Here is an 18,394-nt window from a genome sequence, read left to right as displayed (position 1 = left end):
ATCCTGTGGCTCCTTTTCTATTTTTTCAAGGTCTTCACCTGGAATCCGGCTTTCAGGTGATTCATTTTTTTTGCCTTCAAAAAACGATTCAGTAATCTCTCAGCCAAATCGTTAAGAAATAAACTTAGAATTGCAAACATTAAAATTCCAAATCCAGTACTAATCCAGAAAAAAAACCCGGCTGTATATTCATCAGCACCTTTTTCCAGCAGCACCATTCTTCCGATTATGCCAACAAAAACGCAGACTAAAAAAACAGACAGGTAAACTGTGATATATTCAAAGTATTTAATTTTCATTGCGCTTATTTCTTTAAAGATTCCAATTGTATTGCCTGCGAAGCTCTGTTTTTCTTCTCATCTATTACTTTAGCGTAGATTTCAGTAGTTTTTACGTTGGTATGCCCCAGCATTTTGCTGACCGTATAAATGTCTGTCCCGCTCAACAGCTGCAGTGTTGCAAATGTATGGCGGAAGCAGTGGAAGGTAATATTTTTTTTAATCCCTGCCGATTCAACCCATTTTTTCAGAGGGCGTGAAATCCACGACGGGTCAGGCAGATCCTCAAAGACAAGCTGTCCGGGAAGCCTCGGTTCTCCGCAGAGATCTAAAGCCTGCTGGGAAATAGGCATGTATTCCACACCCTTTGTCTTTTTCTGCGTGAAATGCAGCTTAGCCCTGCCGTCTTCCAGACTTATCTCTTTCCAGCGGAGTTTCTGAATGTCGGAATGCCTCAGACCTGTAAGCGCCGAGAAAAGCGCGGCTCTTTTAAGGACATCTTTTTCGCAGGGCGTTTGGGCCAATGCATTCAATTCTTCAATGGTAAGATATTCGCGTCTTGATTCCTGCTCAGGTATGCCTCTTATTTTTGAAGATAAATCAACGGTTAAATATCCATCAATAAAAGCCTGTTTCAAAGCGGCTTTAAATATGGAAAAATACGTTCCCGCAGTGTTGCGGGAAATGGTTCCTTTTTTGCCTCCTCCGAGCGGCGCAGCCAGCAGAAACAGTTTAAAATCTTCAGCCATTCTGCTGTCAATCTGGGAAAATATAAGACTGCCTTTGGAATAGCTTTTTAAAAATTCTCTGGTCCGCTGCCAATTGATCTGAATAGATTTTGAACTTCGGGCGTGTCTTTTAGCCGCCGTAGCAGCAATGTATTTAATAAAATCCTCTTTCCCTTTTTCTTTCTGCTGAGCCAATAGGTTCTCAGCATCACTGTACAGATCTGTATTATCGTATTCTTTCTGCCGGATTTTACGCACTGCGTCAGCATAGAGCATTATTTCACGGTCGCTCTCGCTTCTGCACATTATAATTCCGTTATCGCTGCGTCTGGGTTTGTAGGATTTTATGCCCTCTGCATCTGTGCGGGCAGTTCTTTTCTTGTCCCACTCCACTGTTGTTATGGATCTGTTTAAATATTCTCGGATTCTTTGGGGCGTTTTCTTTCCGGAAACCTCAACAGGATAGCTTTCTATGTAGACATACCATTCCTTTCGGTCTTCTGCTTTTCGAAGACGCACGGTCACCTTGGTTTTTGCTAATTGTTTCATATAAAATCATTTCCGTTATACAAATTATCAATTTCCGTTTTGGGGGCATATACATGCTTTCCGATCTGTCTGGTTGGGATTGAATATTTCCTGATATGATTGTAGACAGAACCTTCTGATATCTGAAATCTCTGAGCTATTTCACCGATGGAATAGCAGTCTTCTTTTTCAAGGCTGTATAATTTTTTTTTCGGTGCGCTTTCAGGCTGCGGCAGGCTGCGGGCAGGGCCGAACATCCCTTCCATGACGCTGCGGTCTATCCTTACAAGGCGGGTTCCGAGATTAACCGACGGAATTTTTCCTTGTTCGACAAGTCTGTAGAGGGTTCTTTTGGCAATGCCAAAAAGCATGCAAGCTTCAGGAACAGAAATAAAAGCCCTGCTCTGGGGTATTTTATCTGCCAGCGCCTTGACCTGATCTTCAATTTTAAGCCGCCTCATCTTCTGTTTGTATGCTTTTTTACTGCATATATGTGAGCAGTAAACAGAAGCTACGGTTTTAGGAAGAAATTCCTCCCCGCAGTTAAGACATTGTTTATTTATTCGTTTCATCATCTTTGTCTCCCATTAAGGTAACATAAGAAGACATAAGTGCCACTTTGTCTCCTTTTAAGTGCCGGTACAAATATGGTACATATATATGGCAAAAAATGATTAAAAAACAGCAGAAATTAAAAATAATAAAAAAGAAAAACCGCTGTAAACGAAATGTTTACAGCGGTTTAACACTTATTATTAACTGATATTAATCAGTACTTATTTGACTTCTTCGAATTCAACGTCTTCAACATTATCTCCTTGAGACTGATCTTGTTGTGGAGCAGCTTGTTGACCTTCACCACCTTGAGCGTACATTGCTTCTGTAGCTGTTTTCCAGGCTGCATTTACATTGTCTAATCCTTTTTGGATTGCGTCAAGATCCTGAGACTGGTGAGCCATTCTCAATTCAGTTAAAGCATATTCGATAGCTGTTTTTTGCTCGTCTGTCAATTTATCTGCTAACTCTTTCAATTGAGATTCAGTTTGGAAGATAGTACTGTCAGCTTCGTTTAATTTCTCAGCTCTTTCTTTTGCAATTCTGTCAGCGTCAGCGTTAGCTTCAGCATCTTTTTTCATTTTTTCGATTTCTTCAGCTGTTAGTCCAGAAGAAGCTTCGATACGGATATCATGAGATTTTCCAGTTCCTTTATCAGTTGCAGAAACTTTGATGATACCATTAGCATCAATATCGAAAGTTACTTCGATTTGAGGAACTCCTCTTGGTGCTGGTGGAATACCATCTAAGTGGAAACGACCGATAGTTTTGTTATCAACTGCCATTGCTCTTTCTCCTTGTAATACGTGGATTTCAACAGATGGTTGAGAATCAGCAGCAGTAGAGAATACTTGAGATTTTTTAGTTGGGATAGTTGTGTTAGACTCGATTAATTTAGTCAATACACCACCCATAGTTTCGATACCTAAAGATAAAGGAGTAACGTCAAGTAACAATACATCTTTTACATCTCCAGATAAAACTCCACCTTGAATAGCAGCTCCAATAGCAACAACCTCATCAGGGTTAACACCTTTAGATGCTTTTTTACCGAAGAATTTTTCAACTTCATCAGCGATTCTTGGCATACGAGTAGAACCTCCTACAAGGATTACTTCGTCAATATCAGATGTAGATAAACCTGCATCTTTTAATGCTTTAGCAACTGGCTCCATAGAACGTTTTACTAAAGTATCAGATAATTGCTCAAATTTAGCTCTAGATAATTTTTTCACTAAGTGTTTTGGTCCAGAAGCAGTAGCAGTTACATATGGTAAGTTGATTTCTGTTTCAGCAGAAGATGATAATTCAATCTTAGCTTTCTCAGCAGCTTCTTTTAAACGTTGTAATGACATTGGATCTAAACGTAAATCAATACCTTCTTCAGATTTGAATTCGTCAGCTAACCAGTCAATAATAACCTGGTCAAAATCATCACCACCTAAGTGAGTATCACCATTTGTAGATAATACTTCAAATACACCGTCACCTAATTCAAGAACAGAGATATCAAAAGTACCTCCACCTAAATCGTAAACAGCAATTTTTTGATCAGTTCCTTTTTTATCTAATCCGTAAGCAAGTGCAGCAGCAGTTGGCTCGTTGATGATACGCATAACTTTAAGACCAGCAATTTCTCCAGCTTCTTTAGTAGCCTGACGTTGTGCATCATTAAAGTAAGCAGGAACAGTAATAACCGCTTCAGTTACAGTTTGACCTAAATAGTCTTCAGCAGTTTTTTTCATTTTTTGAAGTGTCATTGCAGACAACTCCTGAGCAGTGTATAAACGTCCATCAATATCCACACGTGGCGTATTGTTGTCACCTTTTACAACACTGTAAGGAACTCTTTTTGCCTCTTCCTGAGTTTCAGCAAAAGTGTGTCCCATAAAACGTTTAATAGAAGCAATCGTTTTTGTAGGATTCGTTACTGCTTGTCTTTTTGCAGGATCACCTACCTTAATTTCTCCACCTTCAACAAAAGCGATGATAGATGGTGTAGTTCTTTTTCCTTCTGCGTTAGGAATAACAACTGCTTCGTTACCTTCCATTACAGAAACACAAGAGTTCGTCGTACCTAAGTCAATTCCGATTATTTTACCCATTTTTTATATATTTAATTTTGATATACATTTTAATAACTCAGGTGGCATAAGTCAATCTTTGTGCCAATATAAAAAACCAAAGTAAATTGTCAGTTTACTATTGACACGCAAAAAAAAATCTGACAACATGGCATTTTCAAAACCTGACAAGTCTGGCACACGTCTATATTTCATGTCAATATTAAGGAGCCAAGTAGCTGATTCCTGCTATACTCTGTATTTTTTTATAATGAACCCCATCACAATAAAGAATGCTACTTCGAACGAAGTGCACTGAACTTCAATTAAAATAAAATTTAGGTTTAGAATTACTTGATGATCGAAATATAACGAATCCGAACAGGTCAGATAAATATAAAGCTAAGAATCTTGGAGTTTATTTTAACTTCCCTTAATTAATATAGAATCAATTCTTCAAAAAAACAATTCCAAAAATTAGCCTTTTTAAGACAAACTTTTTTTCTTTTATTCGTAATTTCGATTTTTCAAATTATTTAAATTACAATTAAAAATGGCTTCATTTATAAAAGAAATATCCTTTCGCTGGTCCGATCTTGATCCTAATTTTCATGTCCGTCACAGTGCTTATTACGATTTTGGTGCTCAGCATCGTATCGAAATCCTAAACGAATTAGGTTTAACTTTAAGAGTAATGCAGGAACAAAGTTTTGGACCTGTTTTATTTAGGGAAGAATGTGTTTTTAGAAAAGAATTAAAACTTTCGGATAAAATTTTCATCCATACCAAAACGTCCAAAATGAAGGCTGATGCTTCACGCTGGTCTATCATCCACGAATTCCGAAGAGAAGATGATACACTTTGTACTACTATTACTGTTGATGGTGCCTGGATGGATACAAAACTTAGAAAATTAGCTTCTCCAACACCTGAAATTGCTGTCGAAGCATTGAGTATTTTCCCAAAAAGTGATGATTTTGTCGGGTTGTAAATAAACCGGATTCCTTAAAATTATAAAACCGTTACAAATTAATGTAACGGTTTTATTTTATAACAAATATTCTGTTTTTATTCTGCTACAATTTTGTAATTGCCATTTAAATTTTCTCCTGAAACGTTTAGGATATAAAGTCCTGCTACTTTTTTATTGGATATATTCAAAATAAAAGTTCCATTCCCGTCTGACGCAATCTTTTCTTTAAGAATGATTTTCCCGTTCACATCACTTAAAGTTGCAGTTACAAAAGACAAATTACTATCCGGAATATGGATAAAAATCTTCTCTTTTACCGGATTAGGATATACAACAACATTACTTTTACTTTGATTGAATTTATTGGTATTCAAAAATGTTTGATTGAATAAAGCTGTAACTTCTGCAGCAGTTAAAGCATAATTAAACATTTTAAGTTCATCAAATAATCCTTTGTACGGTGCCGGAGTAGTATTGGCATACAATTCAAGTGCCCCAATATTACCAATTACCAAATCTGTTGCTTCTCCAATACCCACTGCTGTTCCTGTTGCATCGGTTTTTTCATTTGTAAAAACTCCATTGGTGTATATCTTTAATTTTGATGTGGCAACATCTCTCATAATAATCACATTGACCCAATTTCCAGTAAAATAGCTCGTAGCTGCCAATGATGATACAAGTTCTGTTTTTGTTTTATCATCATCTATGGCAAAACGCAATTGATTGCTCTTAATTTCTACATTAAATCTTCTGCCTGTCGCACCTGTTGTTGTATTTTTTGTCATTGAACCTTTGCATAATATATAAGAACTTAATGTTGAACCAGCAGGTATTAAACTAGCATCGGCCTTCATCCAAAATGAAACCGTAAAAGAATTTTTATCAAATAATATCTGATCCTGATTTGGGATACTTACCATAAGTTTATTTGGCAACAATGTTGCAAAATCTATAGCTTTGTTCTCTTTTCCTGCTACACGAACAGTCCCATTATCGAAAGCTGCGTCTAACTGACCATCATTTGCATAGTTTGTAATATCAGTAATTTGCTGACCTTCTCCTGCAGTTTCCTTAAACGGCCAATGACCAACAAGTTCTGGTGTGAGGGCACGGAAATTCCATACATCGCCAGTTATTGTTCCTTTAGCATTAGAAGCATCAATTCTCCAATAGTACGTTATTGCCGGACTTAATCCTGTGAGTTGATATACTGGAGCAGTAACATAAGATACATCGCCCAATTTTATTAAGTTTAAAGGATCTGTACCAAAGTAAACACCATAAGTTGTTGTGTTTGTACTTCCGCTCCATTTCAACGTTAAATTACCGCCTGACAACTGAATGTTAGTAAGTCCTGTACCCGGATTAGGTGCTGAGGCTTTTGTCGGTGCCGACGGAATAGGTGGTGTCGTTACCGTTCCTGTTTCGTATACAGATGATTCTGTAGTATTTTTTGCTTTAACGCGATAATAATATTGGGTATTTGGATCCAAACCAGTGTCATTATAACTTGTAACGTTTGCTCCAAGGGTAGCGATAACATTATAATCTGTACCATTCACTGAACGCTCCACGATATAATTATCCTCATTAGTAGCTGCATCAATCCAATTTATTTTTAAAGAACTTGATGGTGGAACTTCAGTAGAAACCACATTAGTAAAATTCACATTTGACGGTGGAAGAACAAAATCTGCAGGTGTTGTGTTTGTTAATCCGTTAATATACACTTCAATATTCAGATAAGGAGCGTTTGTTGTACTTACTAATAAGGCATCAGCCGTATTTTTGTCTAATCCGTTAGCATCTTCCCAGGTATCAGGCATTCCATCATTATCGGTGTCCAAAGGAGCAGGAGCGCCATAAACATGTCCTGCTCCACCGTTGATGAAACCAAACTTACTTGTCAAATCGCTTTGTACATACACATAAGTAGCCGTTGTCCCTTTAGACACTAAATCTGAAATCATTAAATTCTCCACCTGATCACGTCTTGGATACGAAGCACCAACATTCGCTACAATTTTATTATAAGCATCCACAGCAGACAATGTTGGGTTTTTCATCGGGTAATCATACGGTGCTGACAAAAGAGTGGCTAAATCTCCCGTAGGATATCCTGTTAAGTCGTAAGGAACTAACGTACCATTTAGCACCCCATCCTTATTATTGTCAAAATAATTTCCTGCACCATATAAAGAGAAATTATCATTCCCTCGGTTAAAAGGTGATGAAACCGTATTACTTGTATTTGGTCCACCAATAAAATAGTTATTGATAATATTAACATCTGACCCCCCGGCAGAATCTCCGCCCATAATGTAGGCATCACCGGATTCAGTATGTCCATAAGTATTTCCGTAGTTCCCCCAGTTGTAGACAACGTTGTTTACAAACTCATTGATCCCTTTTACTTTATTGTTCCGGGTTTTGTTACATATATATAAATTACCTATTAAACTTATTTTACCCCCAGCCGGAGGCTGCATCAATCCTCCCGCTGAATGATTGTGACGGTGCATTCCCTGTCCAATAATAGAATTCTGAATCGTTATGTTATCCGGGCTTACACCTTTGCTATCCCAGTTAACAGAAAACACTTCGTCTGTACCCCAGGTAAAACTCATATGGTCCAAAATTATATTTGCCCCATTTGAGATACCCGATGCATCCTGATTTTGAGTAGTCGCCCCAAAACGAATACGAACATAACGGGCAATCGTATTACTTGCTCCGGTAAATGACACCTTAGCCCCCAACAACACAATTCCCTCTCCTGTAGCTGTTTGTCCGGCAATAGTTGTGTTTTTTGCTATTGCAATCGAAGAGGCTACGTTAATAATACCTCCTACTTTAAAAATTACAAATCTTCCTTCCTGACTAACGGCATCACGAAATGATCCCGGTCCGCTGTCATTTAAATTCGTTACTAAATAAATCTGTGGATTTGCAGCTCCTCTCGCTCCTGTGGTAAATCGTCCAAAACCGGTAGCTTCCGGAAATGCTAATGTCTGGGCATTCAAATCACCATAAAAAGTGATTAACCCGCAAATCATAAAAACTTTAAGCATATGCCTAAATGTTAAAGTACTTTTTTTGGTCATAATTGGTTAAAATTGGTTAAATAGTTATAACCAATTTAGTTATAAGCTAATAAGATACTGTCCTGCCCCATCCTGCATCCTTTTAACGTTTCATTAATAGCCGTGAGGTAATTCCTTTAATATTATGAAACTATTTTTGATAGCTGTAAAACTTCGTAAATTAGCTTTTTAATGTCTAATTCAGAATTAAATCGTATGATCGACTTCACAAAAGACTTCAGAATAGCTGTCTTCATAGCTATAATAGCCATCACAACCATTATTTTAGGTGCGATAACAGAAAAAGTACTACGCTACTTTTTATATCAAAAGTTGAACAATAAAGAATACGATCCAACGGGTTTTAAATTTTTGAAACATTTAATTATTACGGTGATTTACATTTTAGGATTTGCTTTTGCTTTAATCTAAATTCCCGAATTTAAGATTATAGGACATTCTTTTTTGGCAGGTGCCTGCGTTATTTCTTTAGTAGCAGGTCTTGCTTCTCAACAGGCTTTAAGTAATATTGTAAGCGGTATTTTTCTGGTCATTTTCAAACCCTTTAAAATTAATGACAAAATCACTATTGATAAATTTGTCGATACGGTCGAAGATATCAATTTAAGGCAGGTTGTTCTGAAAGATGCAGAGAACAATCGAATCATCATTCCGAATTCCGTCATTAGTAATCAGATTATCATAAATACCAATATGCACGACACCAAATGCTGTAAAATAATCGAAATTGGGATTGGATATGAATCTGATATTGACAAAGCATTACAAATAATGAAAGATGAAATTGCCAAACATCCTCTTTTTATTGACACCAGAATTCCAGAGAATAAAAAGCAGAAACAACTTTTAGTAATTGCAAGAGTTGTGGCTTTGGCTGATTCAAGCGTAACCCTGAAAGCATGGGGCTGGGCAAAAAATTCTACAGATGGTTTTGTAATGTAGTGTAATTTATTGCAAAGCATAAAAAAACGTTTTGACCAAGCTGAAATAGATATTCCTTATCCACAAAGAGTCGTTACAATAAAAACAGATCAAAGTCAGCCTCATTCCTAAAGCAGCATTAAATATCGTATCTCTAATAGGCTCATTTTATATTATTCCCACTTTCTGATAATTTTAAGATTATAATTTTTGCCTTTCAAATGCATAGCGGTAAATTTATAATTCTCAAATAAATTCGCTTTCAAATGAAAACCATAAAACTTTTATTATTGCTGCTCCCTCTTATTTGCTTTTCGCAGGAAGAAAAGATAAAACAGCTGGATATTAATTTAACAAATTACGAATATCCTTTTCCTGTAAAGTTTTTTGAACTGAACAATCAGCGTCAGTTTTTAAAAATGGCTTATATGGACATAACCCCTTCCAACTACAACCATAAAAATATTGTTTTACTGCACGGAAAAAATTTCAACGGAGCGTATTGGGAAACCACTATCAAAGCCCTTACAAAAGAAGGTTTCAGGGTTATCGTTCCTGATCAGATTGGTTTTGGAAAATCATCAAAACCGAATAATTTTCAATACACATTTCAGCAGTTTGCTGAGAATACCAAAAAACTTTTAGAACATTTAGGAATTGAAAAAACAGCTGTTTTAGGACATTCTATGGGCGGAATGCTGGCTACAAGGTTTGCACTGATGTATCCTGAAACTGAAGAAAAATTAATCCTTGAAAATCCAATCGGTTTAGAAGACTGGAAATTAGTTGTTCCATACAAACCTGTCGATTGGTGGTACGAAAGCGAATTAAAACAAAATTACGAAGCCATCAAAAAATACCAAATGGAAAATTATTATGATGGAAAATGGAATACTGATTTTCAAAAATGGGCTGAACTCGGCGCCGGCTGGACAACAGCATCCAATTATAGTATTGTAGCATGGAATTCGGCATTGATGTACGATATGATTTTTACCCAGCCTGTTTTATACGAATTTAAAAATATCAAAAGTCCAACACTATTAATCATTGGAACAAGGGATAAAACCGCTTTAGGAAAACCACTTGTTTCGGAAGAAGTAAGAAAAACAATGGGCAATTATGCCGAATTGGGCAAAAAAACACAAAAAGCAATTCCCAATTGTAAACTTGTAGAAATTGCAGATACCGGACATTTGCCACATATTGAATCTTTTGATGCATTTATAAAACCATTAATCGTATTTTTGAAGCAATAAAAGTTAACCTTAAATCAAATTTTATGTTTACAATAGAACAAATAAAAGAGGTGCATGCCAAAGTAAAAAGCGGTGCCGATTTTCCAAATTATATACAGGATTTAATTATTTTGGGCGTAAAAGGATATGATACCTTTGTAAACGACGGCCATGTGGAATATTATGGTGTAAATAATTATTCTGTAATTTCAGAAGAAAAATACCCTGAAATAAAAGTTGAAGATACAGCCAGCAAAGAGCGTTTTATAGAATTTCTGGTAGCACATCAAGACGGTCAGACCGATTATATTACATTTTGCAATCACTCCGGACAGTGCGGAATCGCAAAATGGCGTGTTGATATTATTGAGATGACCTGCACTTATTTTGACAAATCAGGTGCTGAAATTTTAATTGAAAAAATTCCGGGTTAATTTTTAGAACGAAATCAGATGCCGCAAAATTGGTCTCCTATAATCAGTCCCGAAATATTACTTCAGCTAAAAAATTCATCCGTAATTATTTTGGTTGATGCAAGAGCCGGACTAAATGCTGAAGAAAATTACAAAAACGAACATCTAAAAGGTGCCCGTTACGTCGATTTAAACAAAGATTTAGCTACTGCCGACTGCAATCCTGCAAATGGTGGGAGACATCCTTTACCTACATTGGATAAATTTGTAGAAGTACTTTCAAAACTTGGCATTACATCGCAAAGTCACGTTATTATTTATGATGATAAAAACGGTTCAAACGCTGCTTCCAGATTTTGGTGGATGCTAAAAGCTGTTGGCCATGAAAAAGTACAGGTTTTAAACGGAGGTTTACTGGCTGCAATACAAGCAGGTTTTCCTGTAAGTTCAGAAACAGAAAGTTTTGAGAAAGCTGAAAAATATCCGGTTACAAACTGGGAGCTCTCTTTAAGCAACATCAAAGAGGTAGATAAAGCCCGCAACAATCCTGAAAATATCGTTATTGATGTAAGAGACAAAAACCGTTTTGAAGGTCTTACAGAACCACTTGATTTGATTGCAGGTCATATTCCGGGTGCGGTTAATGTTCCATTTAGCGAAAACTTAGACGAAAATGGTTTTTATCTTTCTGCTGAAAAACTGGCAAAAAAATACACTGAAATTTTAGGAAATGTAAAACCCGAAAATGTAATCGTTCATTGCGGTTCAGGGGTTACAGCCTGCCACACTCTGCTAGCTATGGATTATGCCGGAATTCCAATTCCACAGCTTTACGTAGGTTCCTGGAGCGAATGGTCACGAAATAATCTGCCAATGAACACTAAAAAATAATATCCTTTCAAGAAATACATAATGCATCAAAAACAACATTGGGACATTCTTTTAACCAATCAGGTAAATAAAAAAAAGTTCATAGACTCCCTCCTATCCGGCGAAGCCAAAGAAGAATTAGCCGTTTTTAACAACCAAAAAGGGATTTTATTCTCTGATATTTCAATTGAAAAATTTATTGAAAGAGAATACCAATACGAATCTGTTGAAGCTTCACCTGAATCTCACAGGCAATTGAGGACTTTTTCTTCGGGCGAACGCAAAAAGGAGTTCTTAAAATACTGTATCAGCCAAAATCCGGATTTTATCATTTTCGATAATCCTTTCGACCATTTAGATCAGGCTTCGCGTCTGGCTTTGGCTCTTTCTTTAGAAAAACTTACGGATACCATATCTATTATTCAGCTTGTAAATCGTACGGTTGATCTAATGGATTTTGTGGTGAATAAAGTCCAGATCAAAGACAATTCGTTTACTTTATACCCTATTTCAAAAACCGAAAACCATTTTAAAACCTTAAATACAGCTGCAATTCCAAAGGCTCATGATCCGGGTACTTTTCACGAAAGTGAATTAATAAAAATGGATCATGTTTCAGTAAGTTATGAAGATCGAAAAATTCTGGACAACATTTCATGGACCATCAAACAAGGCGAATTCTGGCAGTTAATTGGCCCGAACGGTTCCGGAAAAAGCACTATCTTATCCTTAATTACAGGTGATAACCCGAAAGGATATGGTCAGGATTTATTTTTATTCGGAAGAAAAAAAGGAAGTGGTGAAAGCGTTTGGGAAATCAAAAAGCAAATCGGTATTTATACCACCGCCATGATGGATCTGTTTCAGAAAAGTCACACCCTGGAAGAAATGATCCTATCCGGTTTTTTCGATTCTATAGGATTGTATATTCAACCGACAACTTTACAAAAACAAATCGTTGCACAATGGCTGGAAGTAATTGAAATGAGTCATTTAAAAAAGAAACGTTTTATAGATCTTTCAATCGGACAGCAAAGAGTAGCACTAATTGTTCGTGCTGTTTTAAAACATCCGCCTTTATTAATTCTGGACGAACCTGTGGAAGGTCTGGACGACGAAAACGTAGATTTGGTGATTCAGTTAATCAATACTATCAAACAGCAAACCAATGTAGCTATTTTGTACGTTTCACACAGAATCGAATCAGGTCTTGCTCCTACTTCAGTTTTTGAACTTTTTCCTTCAGAAACGGGATCGGTTGGAAGAATTAAATAGCATTTTAAAAACAAAGAAACTTAAACTTTTATATGGTTACAAGGCTCTGCTTTTTTACAACCTGGCAGCTACTTTTGGAAGTTCGAAAAAACAAAACAACCTTTTTTAAATCGCTTTAAAAAAGGTTGTTTTTATTCTTAAATAGTTTATAGTGCAACTACTTTTAGCTGTCGCTTTTTTTCTCTTTTATTTTGATTTTCAATTCTTTTGTAATCTGTTTTACAAATTTCTCTTTGTCTTTCATGGCTTCTTTAATTGTTGCTTTTAGGTCAACTGGCATTTCGTAATATTTATCCGCCCAAATATAAACTTCCATAATTATAGGTAATAAGTCAATTCCTTTTGGGGTCAGTTTGTACAAAAATTTTGCTTTACTGTCCGGGTGAGCTGATTTTTCAATAATACCATTTTCTTCAAGCCCTTTCAGTCTTGATGCTAAAATATTGGTAGCAATACCCTCAGCCGATTTTAAGAAATCATTATAAGTGCACTTATTTCCAAACATCAAATCTCTGATAATGAGCAAAGACCACTTATCTCCAAACACGTCAAGTGAGCAGCTCAATGGGCATTCTGATCTTTTTTTATTCAATTCCATAAAATATTTTTAAATTTTAACTTGCATTTTAAAAGTTGTTTATATATTTGCACTTGCATTTAGCAAGCAAATTTACGGATAAAATTAAAATAAATAATAATGAAAAAAAATATTTTAGTAACGGGTGCAAGTTCAGGCTTTGGTTTACTTATCGCAAACGAGTTACACAAAAACGGTTATAATGTAATTGGTACAAGTCGGAATCCTGAAAAGTATATAGGTAAGGTTCCTTTTCAAATGATAGCATTAGACCTTGATTCAGAACAATCGATAAATAGTTTTTCGGAAAGAATTTTTAAGAAAATAGGTCAATTGGATATTCTTATCAATAATGCCGGCTTTTTAGTCTCAGGTATTGCAGAAGAAACACCTGTTGAGTTGGGCAGGCAGCAATTGGAAACTAACTTTTGGGGAACTATTAAAGTAACTAATGCTGTATTACCCCATTTTAGAAAACAAAAATTCGGTAAAATAATTACTGTTGGTTCAATTATAGGGCTTGTTTCATTTCCTAATGCAGCATACTATGCGGCTTCAAAACACGCATTGGAAGGTTATTTCAAATCATTAAGATACGAATTGAACGAGTTTAATATTAGTGTTGCCATGATTGAACCGGCTGCTTTTAAAACAAGCATTTTAGATAATTCCACAACAACATTAAATAAAATTGAAGATTACAATACGTTAAGAAATAAGATTGAAAAATTCACAGAAAACTTGGTAGATCAGGCCGAAGATCCTGCGATGGTTGCAGAAAAAGTACTCAAAGTTGTTCAAACAGACAAGCCGAAATTTAGAAATATTGTGGGCAAAGGGACTTCTTCCCTAATAAACCTGCAACATTTTGCTTATGGAGTTTTAGAAAAAAATGTTCTCAAACAATTAAACAAAGCCTAAAAAGAAAAAAAAATGAAAGCATTCATAGTAAAAAAATACGGCAAAAAAGAAAAATTACATTTGTCAGATTGGGCAGTACCAAGTGTAAATGAAAATGATGTATTGGTACAAGTTCATTCTGCAGGTGTTAATTTATTAGATTCACTTATTAGAAATGGTGATTTTAAACTGTTCTTACCCTACAAGCCACCCTTTATCAATGGTCACGATGTAGCTGGTGTTGTAACCAAAATAGGTTCCAGAGTCAGCAAGTTTAAGGTTGGCGACGAAATATATTCTCGTCCGTCAGATTATAGGGTTGGTACTTTCGCTGAATACATTTCTATTAATGAAAATGATGTTGCCTTAAAACCCAAAAACCTTTCAATGGAGGAAGCAGGTTCTATTCCTCTGGTTGGTTTAACTGCCTGGCAGTCTCTAGTTGAAATAGGAAAAATACAAAAAGGGCAAAAAGTTTTCATTCAGGCTGGTTCGGGTGGTGTTGGCACATTTGCTATTCAGTTAGCAAAGCATTTAGGGGCTTTTGTTGCCACAACTACAAGCGCAAAAAATATTGAATTAGTAAAATCTCTTGGTGCCGATCTTATTATTGATTACAAAACGGAAGATTTTGAAACAAAACTGAAAGATTATGATCTTGTTTTACACAGTAACAGAGATTCAAAAATTTTAGAAAAATCATTACGAATTTTAAAGTCTGGCGGACAGCTTGTTTCACTAGTAGGCCCTCCAACGCCTGAATTTGCCACAACAATTGGTTTGCCCTGGTATTTAAAATTAGTAACGAAACTGATTAGTCTGGGAGTAAAGAAAAAAGCAAAAAAATTAAACACCAATTTTGTATTTCTGTTTATGAGAGCAGAAGGCAGACAGTTAAGCGAAATAACAAAACTGATTGAAACTGGGATTATAAAACCTGTTATTGATAAAGTCTTTTCATTCGAACAGACTAACGAAGCATTGTCTTATGTTGAAACAGGGAGATCCAGAGGAAAAGTAGTAATTAAGGTTAAGTAATTTTTGTATGTACAGCTCGGTAAAATTTCAGCTACAATATTATAACTATTGTAAAAACTAATTCTCTAAGACCTTAAAACATTTTATTTATTAATCCCAAATAAAAATGCCCCATAAATATTAAATTATTTTGAGGCATTTTTTCTAATTTTTATCTTCTAATAAAGGTACAAATCTAAACTCTCCAAATTCATGTTTTTCGAATTGGGTTTCATTTTTTCGAATCAGCAAAGTCATAATCTGAACGTCTTCACCAAGCGGAATTACCAGTCTTCCTCCTATTTTTAATTGTGCCATTAAAGGTTGTGGAATAAACGGGGCACCTGCTGTAACAATAATGCTGTCAAACGGAGCATAATTTGGAAGACCTTTGTAACCATCTCCAAACGAAAGATGTTTAGGTCTGATATTTAATTTAGGAAATAAATTGGAGGTACTTTTAAACAGCTCTTTCTGTCTTTCAACACTGTACACTTTTGCACCCAGCATAAACAAAACAGCAGTCTGATAGCCCGAGCCAGTACCAATTTCGAGAATTTTATGATCTTTTTTTACTTCCAGCAGCTGCGATTGAAAAGCAACCGTGTAGGGCTGCGAAATAGTCTGCCCTGCTCCTATAGGAAAAGCCTTATCCTGATAAGCATAATCTTCAAAACTCGAATTTAAAAAAAGGTGTCTCGGGATTTTTTTTATCGCATCTAAAACCGCTCTGTCAGTAATCCCTTTTTGTTCTAAAGTGCTTACTAATTGATTGCGAAGTCCTTGATGTTTGGCAGTATCTTTCAAAATGGGTAGGTTTTATTTTTGCAAAAATAAGAAACTAAAAAGGAAATCAAATATTGATTTTTAATTATTAAATTAATAAAGTTGAAGGTCAAAAGTCGGAAGCCGTTACTCATAAATTTACAATTCACAATTCACAATTAGCTAAATTCATTTTCACTTTCGACAAATAAATTCTATTTTTGTTTAAAATACATTCTCATGTTAAAAGTAGGAGTTTTAGGTGCGGGTCACTTAGGTAAAATACATTTACGCTTATTACAACAATCTGACAAATACGAATTAGTTGGATTTTACGATGAAAATCAGGAAAATGCCGAAAGAATTTCAAAAGAATTTGGCTATAAAAACTTCAATACAATTGCAAAATTAATCCACGCCGTGGATGTAATCGATATTGTAACTCCAACCCTTTCGCACTATAAATGTGCCAAAGTAGCCATCAAATCAGGAAAACACATCTTCATAGAAAAACCAATTGCCAACACTGTTGATGAGGCCGAAGAAATTATCGCTTTGGCAAAAGAATACTATGTAAAAGGACAGGTTGGTCACGTAGAGCGATTTAACCCTGCGTTTATCGCTACCAAAAACATGATCGAAAATCCGATGTTCATTGAAACGCATCGTTTGGCCGAATTTAATCCTCGTGGTACGGATGTACCTGTAGTTTTGGATTTAATGATACATGATATTGATGCGATTTTGAGTGTGGTTAATTCAAAAGTTAAAAATATCAATGCCAGTGGTGTTTCGGTAATCAGTGAAACTCCGGACATTGCCAATGCACGAATTGAATTCGAAAATGGCTGTGTTGCTAATTTAACTGCAAGCCGAATTTCGATGAAAAACATGCGTAAAACACGTTTTTTTCAAAAAGACGCCTATATTTCAGTAGACTTTTTAGAGAAAAAATGTGAAGTTGTCCGTATGAAAGACGCTCCTGAAGTTCCGGGAGATTTTGATATGATTCTTCAAAATGCCGAAGGAGTAAAAAAACAAATTTATTTTACAAATCCGGACGTAGAACAAAACAACGCCATTTTAGACGAATTAAATTCGTTTGCCGATGCCATCAATACTGATACAACTCCGGTTGTAACATTAGAACAGGCTACAGATGCATTAAGAGTTGCCTATCAGATTATTGATTGTTTCGATAAATAATAAAAAAACAAACTTATTATCTATAAGGTTTAAAGCAGGCTTCAAAGCCGCTTTAAACCTTAACTTTTAAAATTCAAATACCAGATTAGATGAAAACTATAGCTGTAATTGGTGCAGGAACAATGGGTAACGGAATTGCACATACTTTTGCGCAAAGCGGTTTTATTGTAAAACTGATTGATGTTTCTGAAAAATCATTAGACAAAGGAATGGCAACAATTGCGGCAAACCTTGAGCGTATGTTATCTAAAGGAACAATCACGCAGGAAGATGTTGCCAGAACCATTACGAATATCATTACGTATACTGATATTAAGGACGGTGTTGTCGGAGTTGATTTAGTAGTCGAAGCAGCAACTGAAAATGTAGAATTAAAACTGAATATTTTCAAACAATTAAACGAAGCCTGTTCGCATAACACTATTTTAGCAACAAACACCTCTTCGATTTCAATTACGCAAATTGGTGCTGTTGTTGCACATCCTGAACGTGTTATCGGAATGCATTTTATGAATCCGGTACCGATTATGAAATTGGTCGAAATTATTCGCGGATACAATACCAGCGATGAAGTCACCAAAATAATCATGAATTTATCTGAAAAACTGGGGAAAGTTCCAGTCGAAGTAAACGATTATCCGGGATTTGTTGCCAACAGAATTTTAATGCCTATGCTAAACGAGGCAATTGAAACGTTATACAACAAAGTAGCCGGAGTTTATGAAATCGATACCGTGATGAAATTAGGAATGGGAAATCCAATGGGACCGCTTCAATTAGCTGATTTTATTGGTCTTGATGTTTGTCTTGCCATTTTAAATGTAATGTACGACGGCTTCAAAAACCCCAAATATGCTCCTTGCCCGTTATTAGTGAATATGGTTAGAGCCGGGAAACTGGGAGTAAAATCCGGAGAAGGTTTTTATGATTACAGCGAAAGTAAAAAGGCAGAGAAGATTTCGAAGCAGTTTATATAAGTA

Annotated in this window: 18 protein-coding genes; 11 read left to right on the top strand and 7 right to left on the bottom strand. The window is 35.8% G+C overall.

Going from position 1 to position 18,394, the window contains the following annotated elements; all coding sequences use genetic code 11:
- Positions 1–17 precede the first annotated feature (17 nt).
- The 4 genes from BXU10_RS25455 to dnaK all read right to left on the bottom strand — a co-directional run bounded on the left by BXU10_RS25455 (position 18) and on the right by dnaK (position 4,194).
- Positions 18–299, bottom strand: a complete 282-nt coding sequence (locus tag BXU10_RS25455) for a hypothetical protein (protein ID WP_223255550.1) — start codon at positions 297–299, stop codon at positions 18–20.
- 5 nt (positions 300–304) lie between these two features.
- A complete protein-coding gene (locus tag BXU10_RS23455) occupies positions 305–1,555 on the bottom strand; it encodes a site-specific integrase (protein ID WP_078229861.1) in 1,251 nt (416 codons plus the stop codon).
- Positions 1,552–2,109, bottom strand: a complete 558-nt coding sequence (locus tag BXU10_RS23450; RefSeq protein ID WP_223255549.1) for a helix-turn-helix domain-containing protein — start codon at positions 2,107–2,109, stop codon at positions 1,552–1,554. The genes BXU10_RS23455 and BXU10_RS23450 overlap by 4 nt, the downstream gene beginning before the upstream one ends.
- A 201-nt stretch (positions 2,110–2,310) precedes the next feature.
- Positions 2,311–4,194: a molecular chaperone DnaK gene (gene dnaK, locus BXU10_RS23445; RefSeq protein WP_078229859.1), complete on the bottom strand. Its 1,884-nt coding sequence runs from the start codon at positions 4,192–4,194 to the stop codon at positions 2,311–2,313.
- A gap of 511 nt (positions 4,195–4,705) precedes the next feature.
- Here dnaK and BXU10_RS23440 point away from each other — a divergent pair.
- Positions 4,706–5,143, top strand: coding sequence for a thioesterase family protein (locus BXU10_RS23440; RefSeq protein WP_078229858.1), 438 nt, complete (start codon positions 4,706–4,708; stop codon positions 5,141–5,143).
- Between the two features lie 77 nt (positions 5,144–5,220).
- Here the strand turns inward: BXU10_RS23440 and BXU10_RS23435 are convergent, their stop codons facing one another.
- Positions 5,221–8,199: a LamG-like jellyroll fold domain-containing protein gene (locus tag BXU10_RS23435; RefSeq protein ID WP_223255548.1), complete on the bottom strand. Its 2,979-nt coding sequence runs from the start codon at positions 8,197–8,199 to the stop codon at positions 5,221–5,223.
- 204 nt (positions 8,200–8,403) lie between these two features.
- Between BXU10_RS23435 and BXU10_RS25450 the strand changes: the two genes are divergently transcribed.
- The 6 genes from BXU10_RS25450 to BXU10_RS23410 all read left to right on the top strand — a co-directional run bounded on the left by BXU10_RS25450 (position 8,404) and on the right by BXU10_RS23410 (position 12,949).
- A complete protein-coding gene (locus tag BXU10_RS25450) occupies positions 8,404–8,643 on the top strand; it encodes a hypothetical protein (protein WP_223255547.1) in 240 nt (79 codons plus the stop codon).
- A 33-nt stretch (positions 8,644–8,676) separates the two neighbouring features.
- Positions 8,677–9,174: a mechanosensitive ion channel family protein gene (locus BXU10_RS25445; protein ID WP_223255546.1), complete on the top strand. Its 498-nt coding sequence runs from the start codon at positions 8,677–8,679 to the stop codon at positions 9,172–9,174.
- A gap of 245 nt (positions 9,175–9,419) precedes the next feature.
- Positions 9,420–10,412 (top strand): alpha/beta fold hydrolase, encoded by a 993-nt coding sequence (locus tag BXU10_RS23425; RefSeq protein ID WP_078229857.1) that lies wholly within the window; start codon positions 9,420–9,422, stop codon positions 10,410–10,412.
- 23 nt (positions 10,413–10,435) lie between these two features.
- Positions 10,436–10,825: a DUF1398 domain-containing protein gene (locus tag BXU10_RS23420; RefSeq protein ID WP_078229856.1), complete on the top strand. Its 390-nt coding sequence runs from the start codon at positions 10,436–10,438 to the stop codon at positions 10,823–10,825.
- A gap of 18 nt (positions 10,826–10,843) precedes the next feature.
- Positions 10,844–11,695 carry a sulfurtransferase gene (locus tag BXU10_RS23415; RefSeq protein ID WP_078229855.1) on the top strand — a complete coding sequence of 284 codons (852 nt, stop codon included), beginning with the start codon at positions 10,844–10,846 and terminating at the stop codon, positions 11,693–11,695.
- Positions 11,696–11,716: 21 nt separating this feature from the next.
- Entirely contained in the window at positions 11,717–12,949 is a 1,233-nt protein-coding gene (locus BXU10_RS23410) for an ATP-binding cassette domain-containing protein (protein ID WP_078229854.1), read from the top strand.
- Positions 12,950–13,112: 163 nt separating this feature from the next.
- On the opposite strand, the gene BXU10_RS23405 is transcribed toward BXU10_RS23410, so the two are convergent.
- Positions 13,113–13,547, bottom strand: a complete 435-nt coding sequence (locus BXU10_RS23405; RefSeq protein WP_078229853.1) for a helix-turn-helix domain-containing protein — start codon at positions 13,545–13,547, stop codon at positions 13,113–13,115.
- Positions 13,548–13,646: 99 nt separating this feature from the next.
- Here BXU10_RS23405 and BXU10_RS23400 point away from each other — a divergent pair, with 99 nt between their 5' ends.
- Both BXU10_RS23400 and BXU10_RS23395 read left to right on the top strand, forming a co-directional pair.
- Positions 13,647–14,447, top strand: a complete 801-nt coding sequence (locus BXU10_RS23400) for an SDR family oxidoreductase (RefSeq protein ID WP_078229852.1) — start codon at positions 13,647–13,649, stop codon at positions 14,445–14,447.
- Between the two features lie 12 nt (positions 14,448–14,459).
- Positions 14,460–15,464, top strand: coding sequence for an NADP-dependent oxidoreductase (locus tag BXU10_RS23395; protein WP_078229851.1), 1,005 nt, complete (start codon positions 14,460–14,462; stop codon positions 15,462–15,464).
- A gap of 144 nt (positions 15,465–15,608) precedes the next feature.
- Here the strand turns inward: BXU10_RS23395 and BXU10_RS23390 are convergent, their stop codons facing one another.
- Positions 15,609–16,250 (bottom strand): protein-L-isoaspartate(D-aspartate) O-methyltransferase, encoded by a 642-nt coding sequence (locus BXU10_RS23390; protein ID WP_031455417.1) that lies wholly within the window; start codon positions 16,248–16,250, stop codon positions 15,609–15,611.
- A gap of 198 nt (positions 16,251–16,448) precedes the next feature.
- On the opposite strand from BXU10_RS23390, the gene BXU10_RS23385 reads away from it, so the two are divergent.
- Entirely contained in the window at positions 16,449–17,414 is a 966-nt protein-coding gene (locus BXU10_RS23385) for a Gfo/Idh/MocA family protein (RefSeq protein ID WP_078229850.1), read from the top strand.
- An 89-nt stretch (positions 17,415–17,503) separates the two neighbouring features.
- Complete coding sequence (locus BXU10_RS23380; protein ID WP_078229849.1) at positions 17,504–18,391, top strand: 3-hydroxyacyl-CoA dehydrogenase family protein; 888 nt, start codon at positions 17,504–17,506, stop codon at positions 18,389–18,391.
- Positions 18,392–18,394: the final 3 nt, after the last annotated feature.

It is taken from the genome of Flavobacterium sp. LM4 (genome assembly GCF_002017935.1).
In the GTDB taxonomy this organism is placed as follows: domain Bacteria; phylum Bacteroidota; class Bacteroidia; order Flavobacteriales; family Flavobacteriaceae; genus Flavobacterium; species Flavobacterium chungangense.
This window is presented reverse-complemented; position numbering and strand designations above follow the sequence as displayed.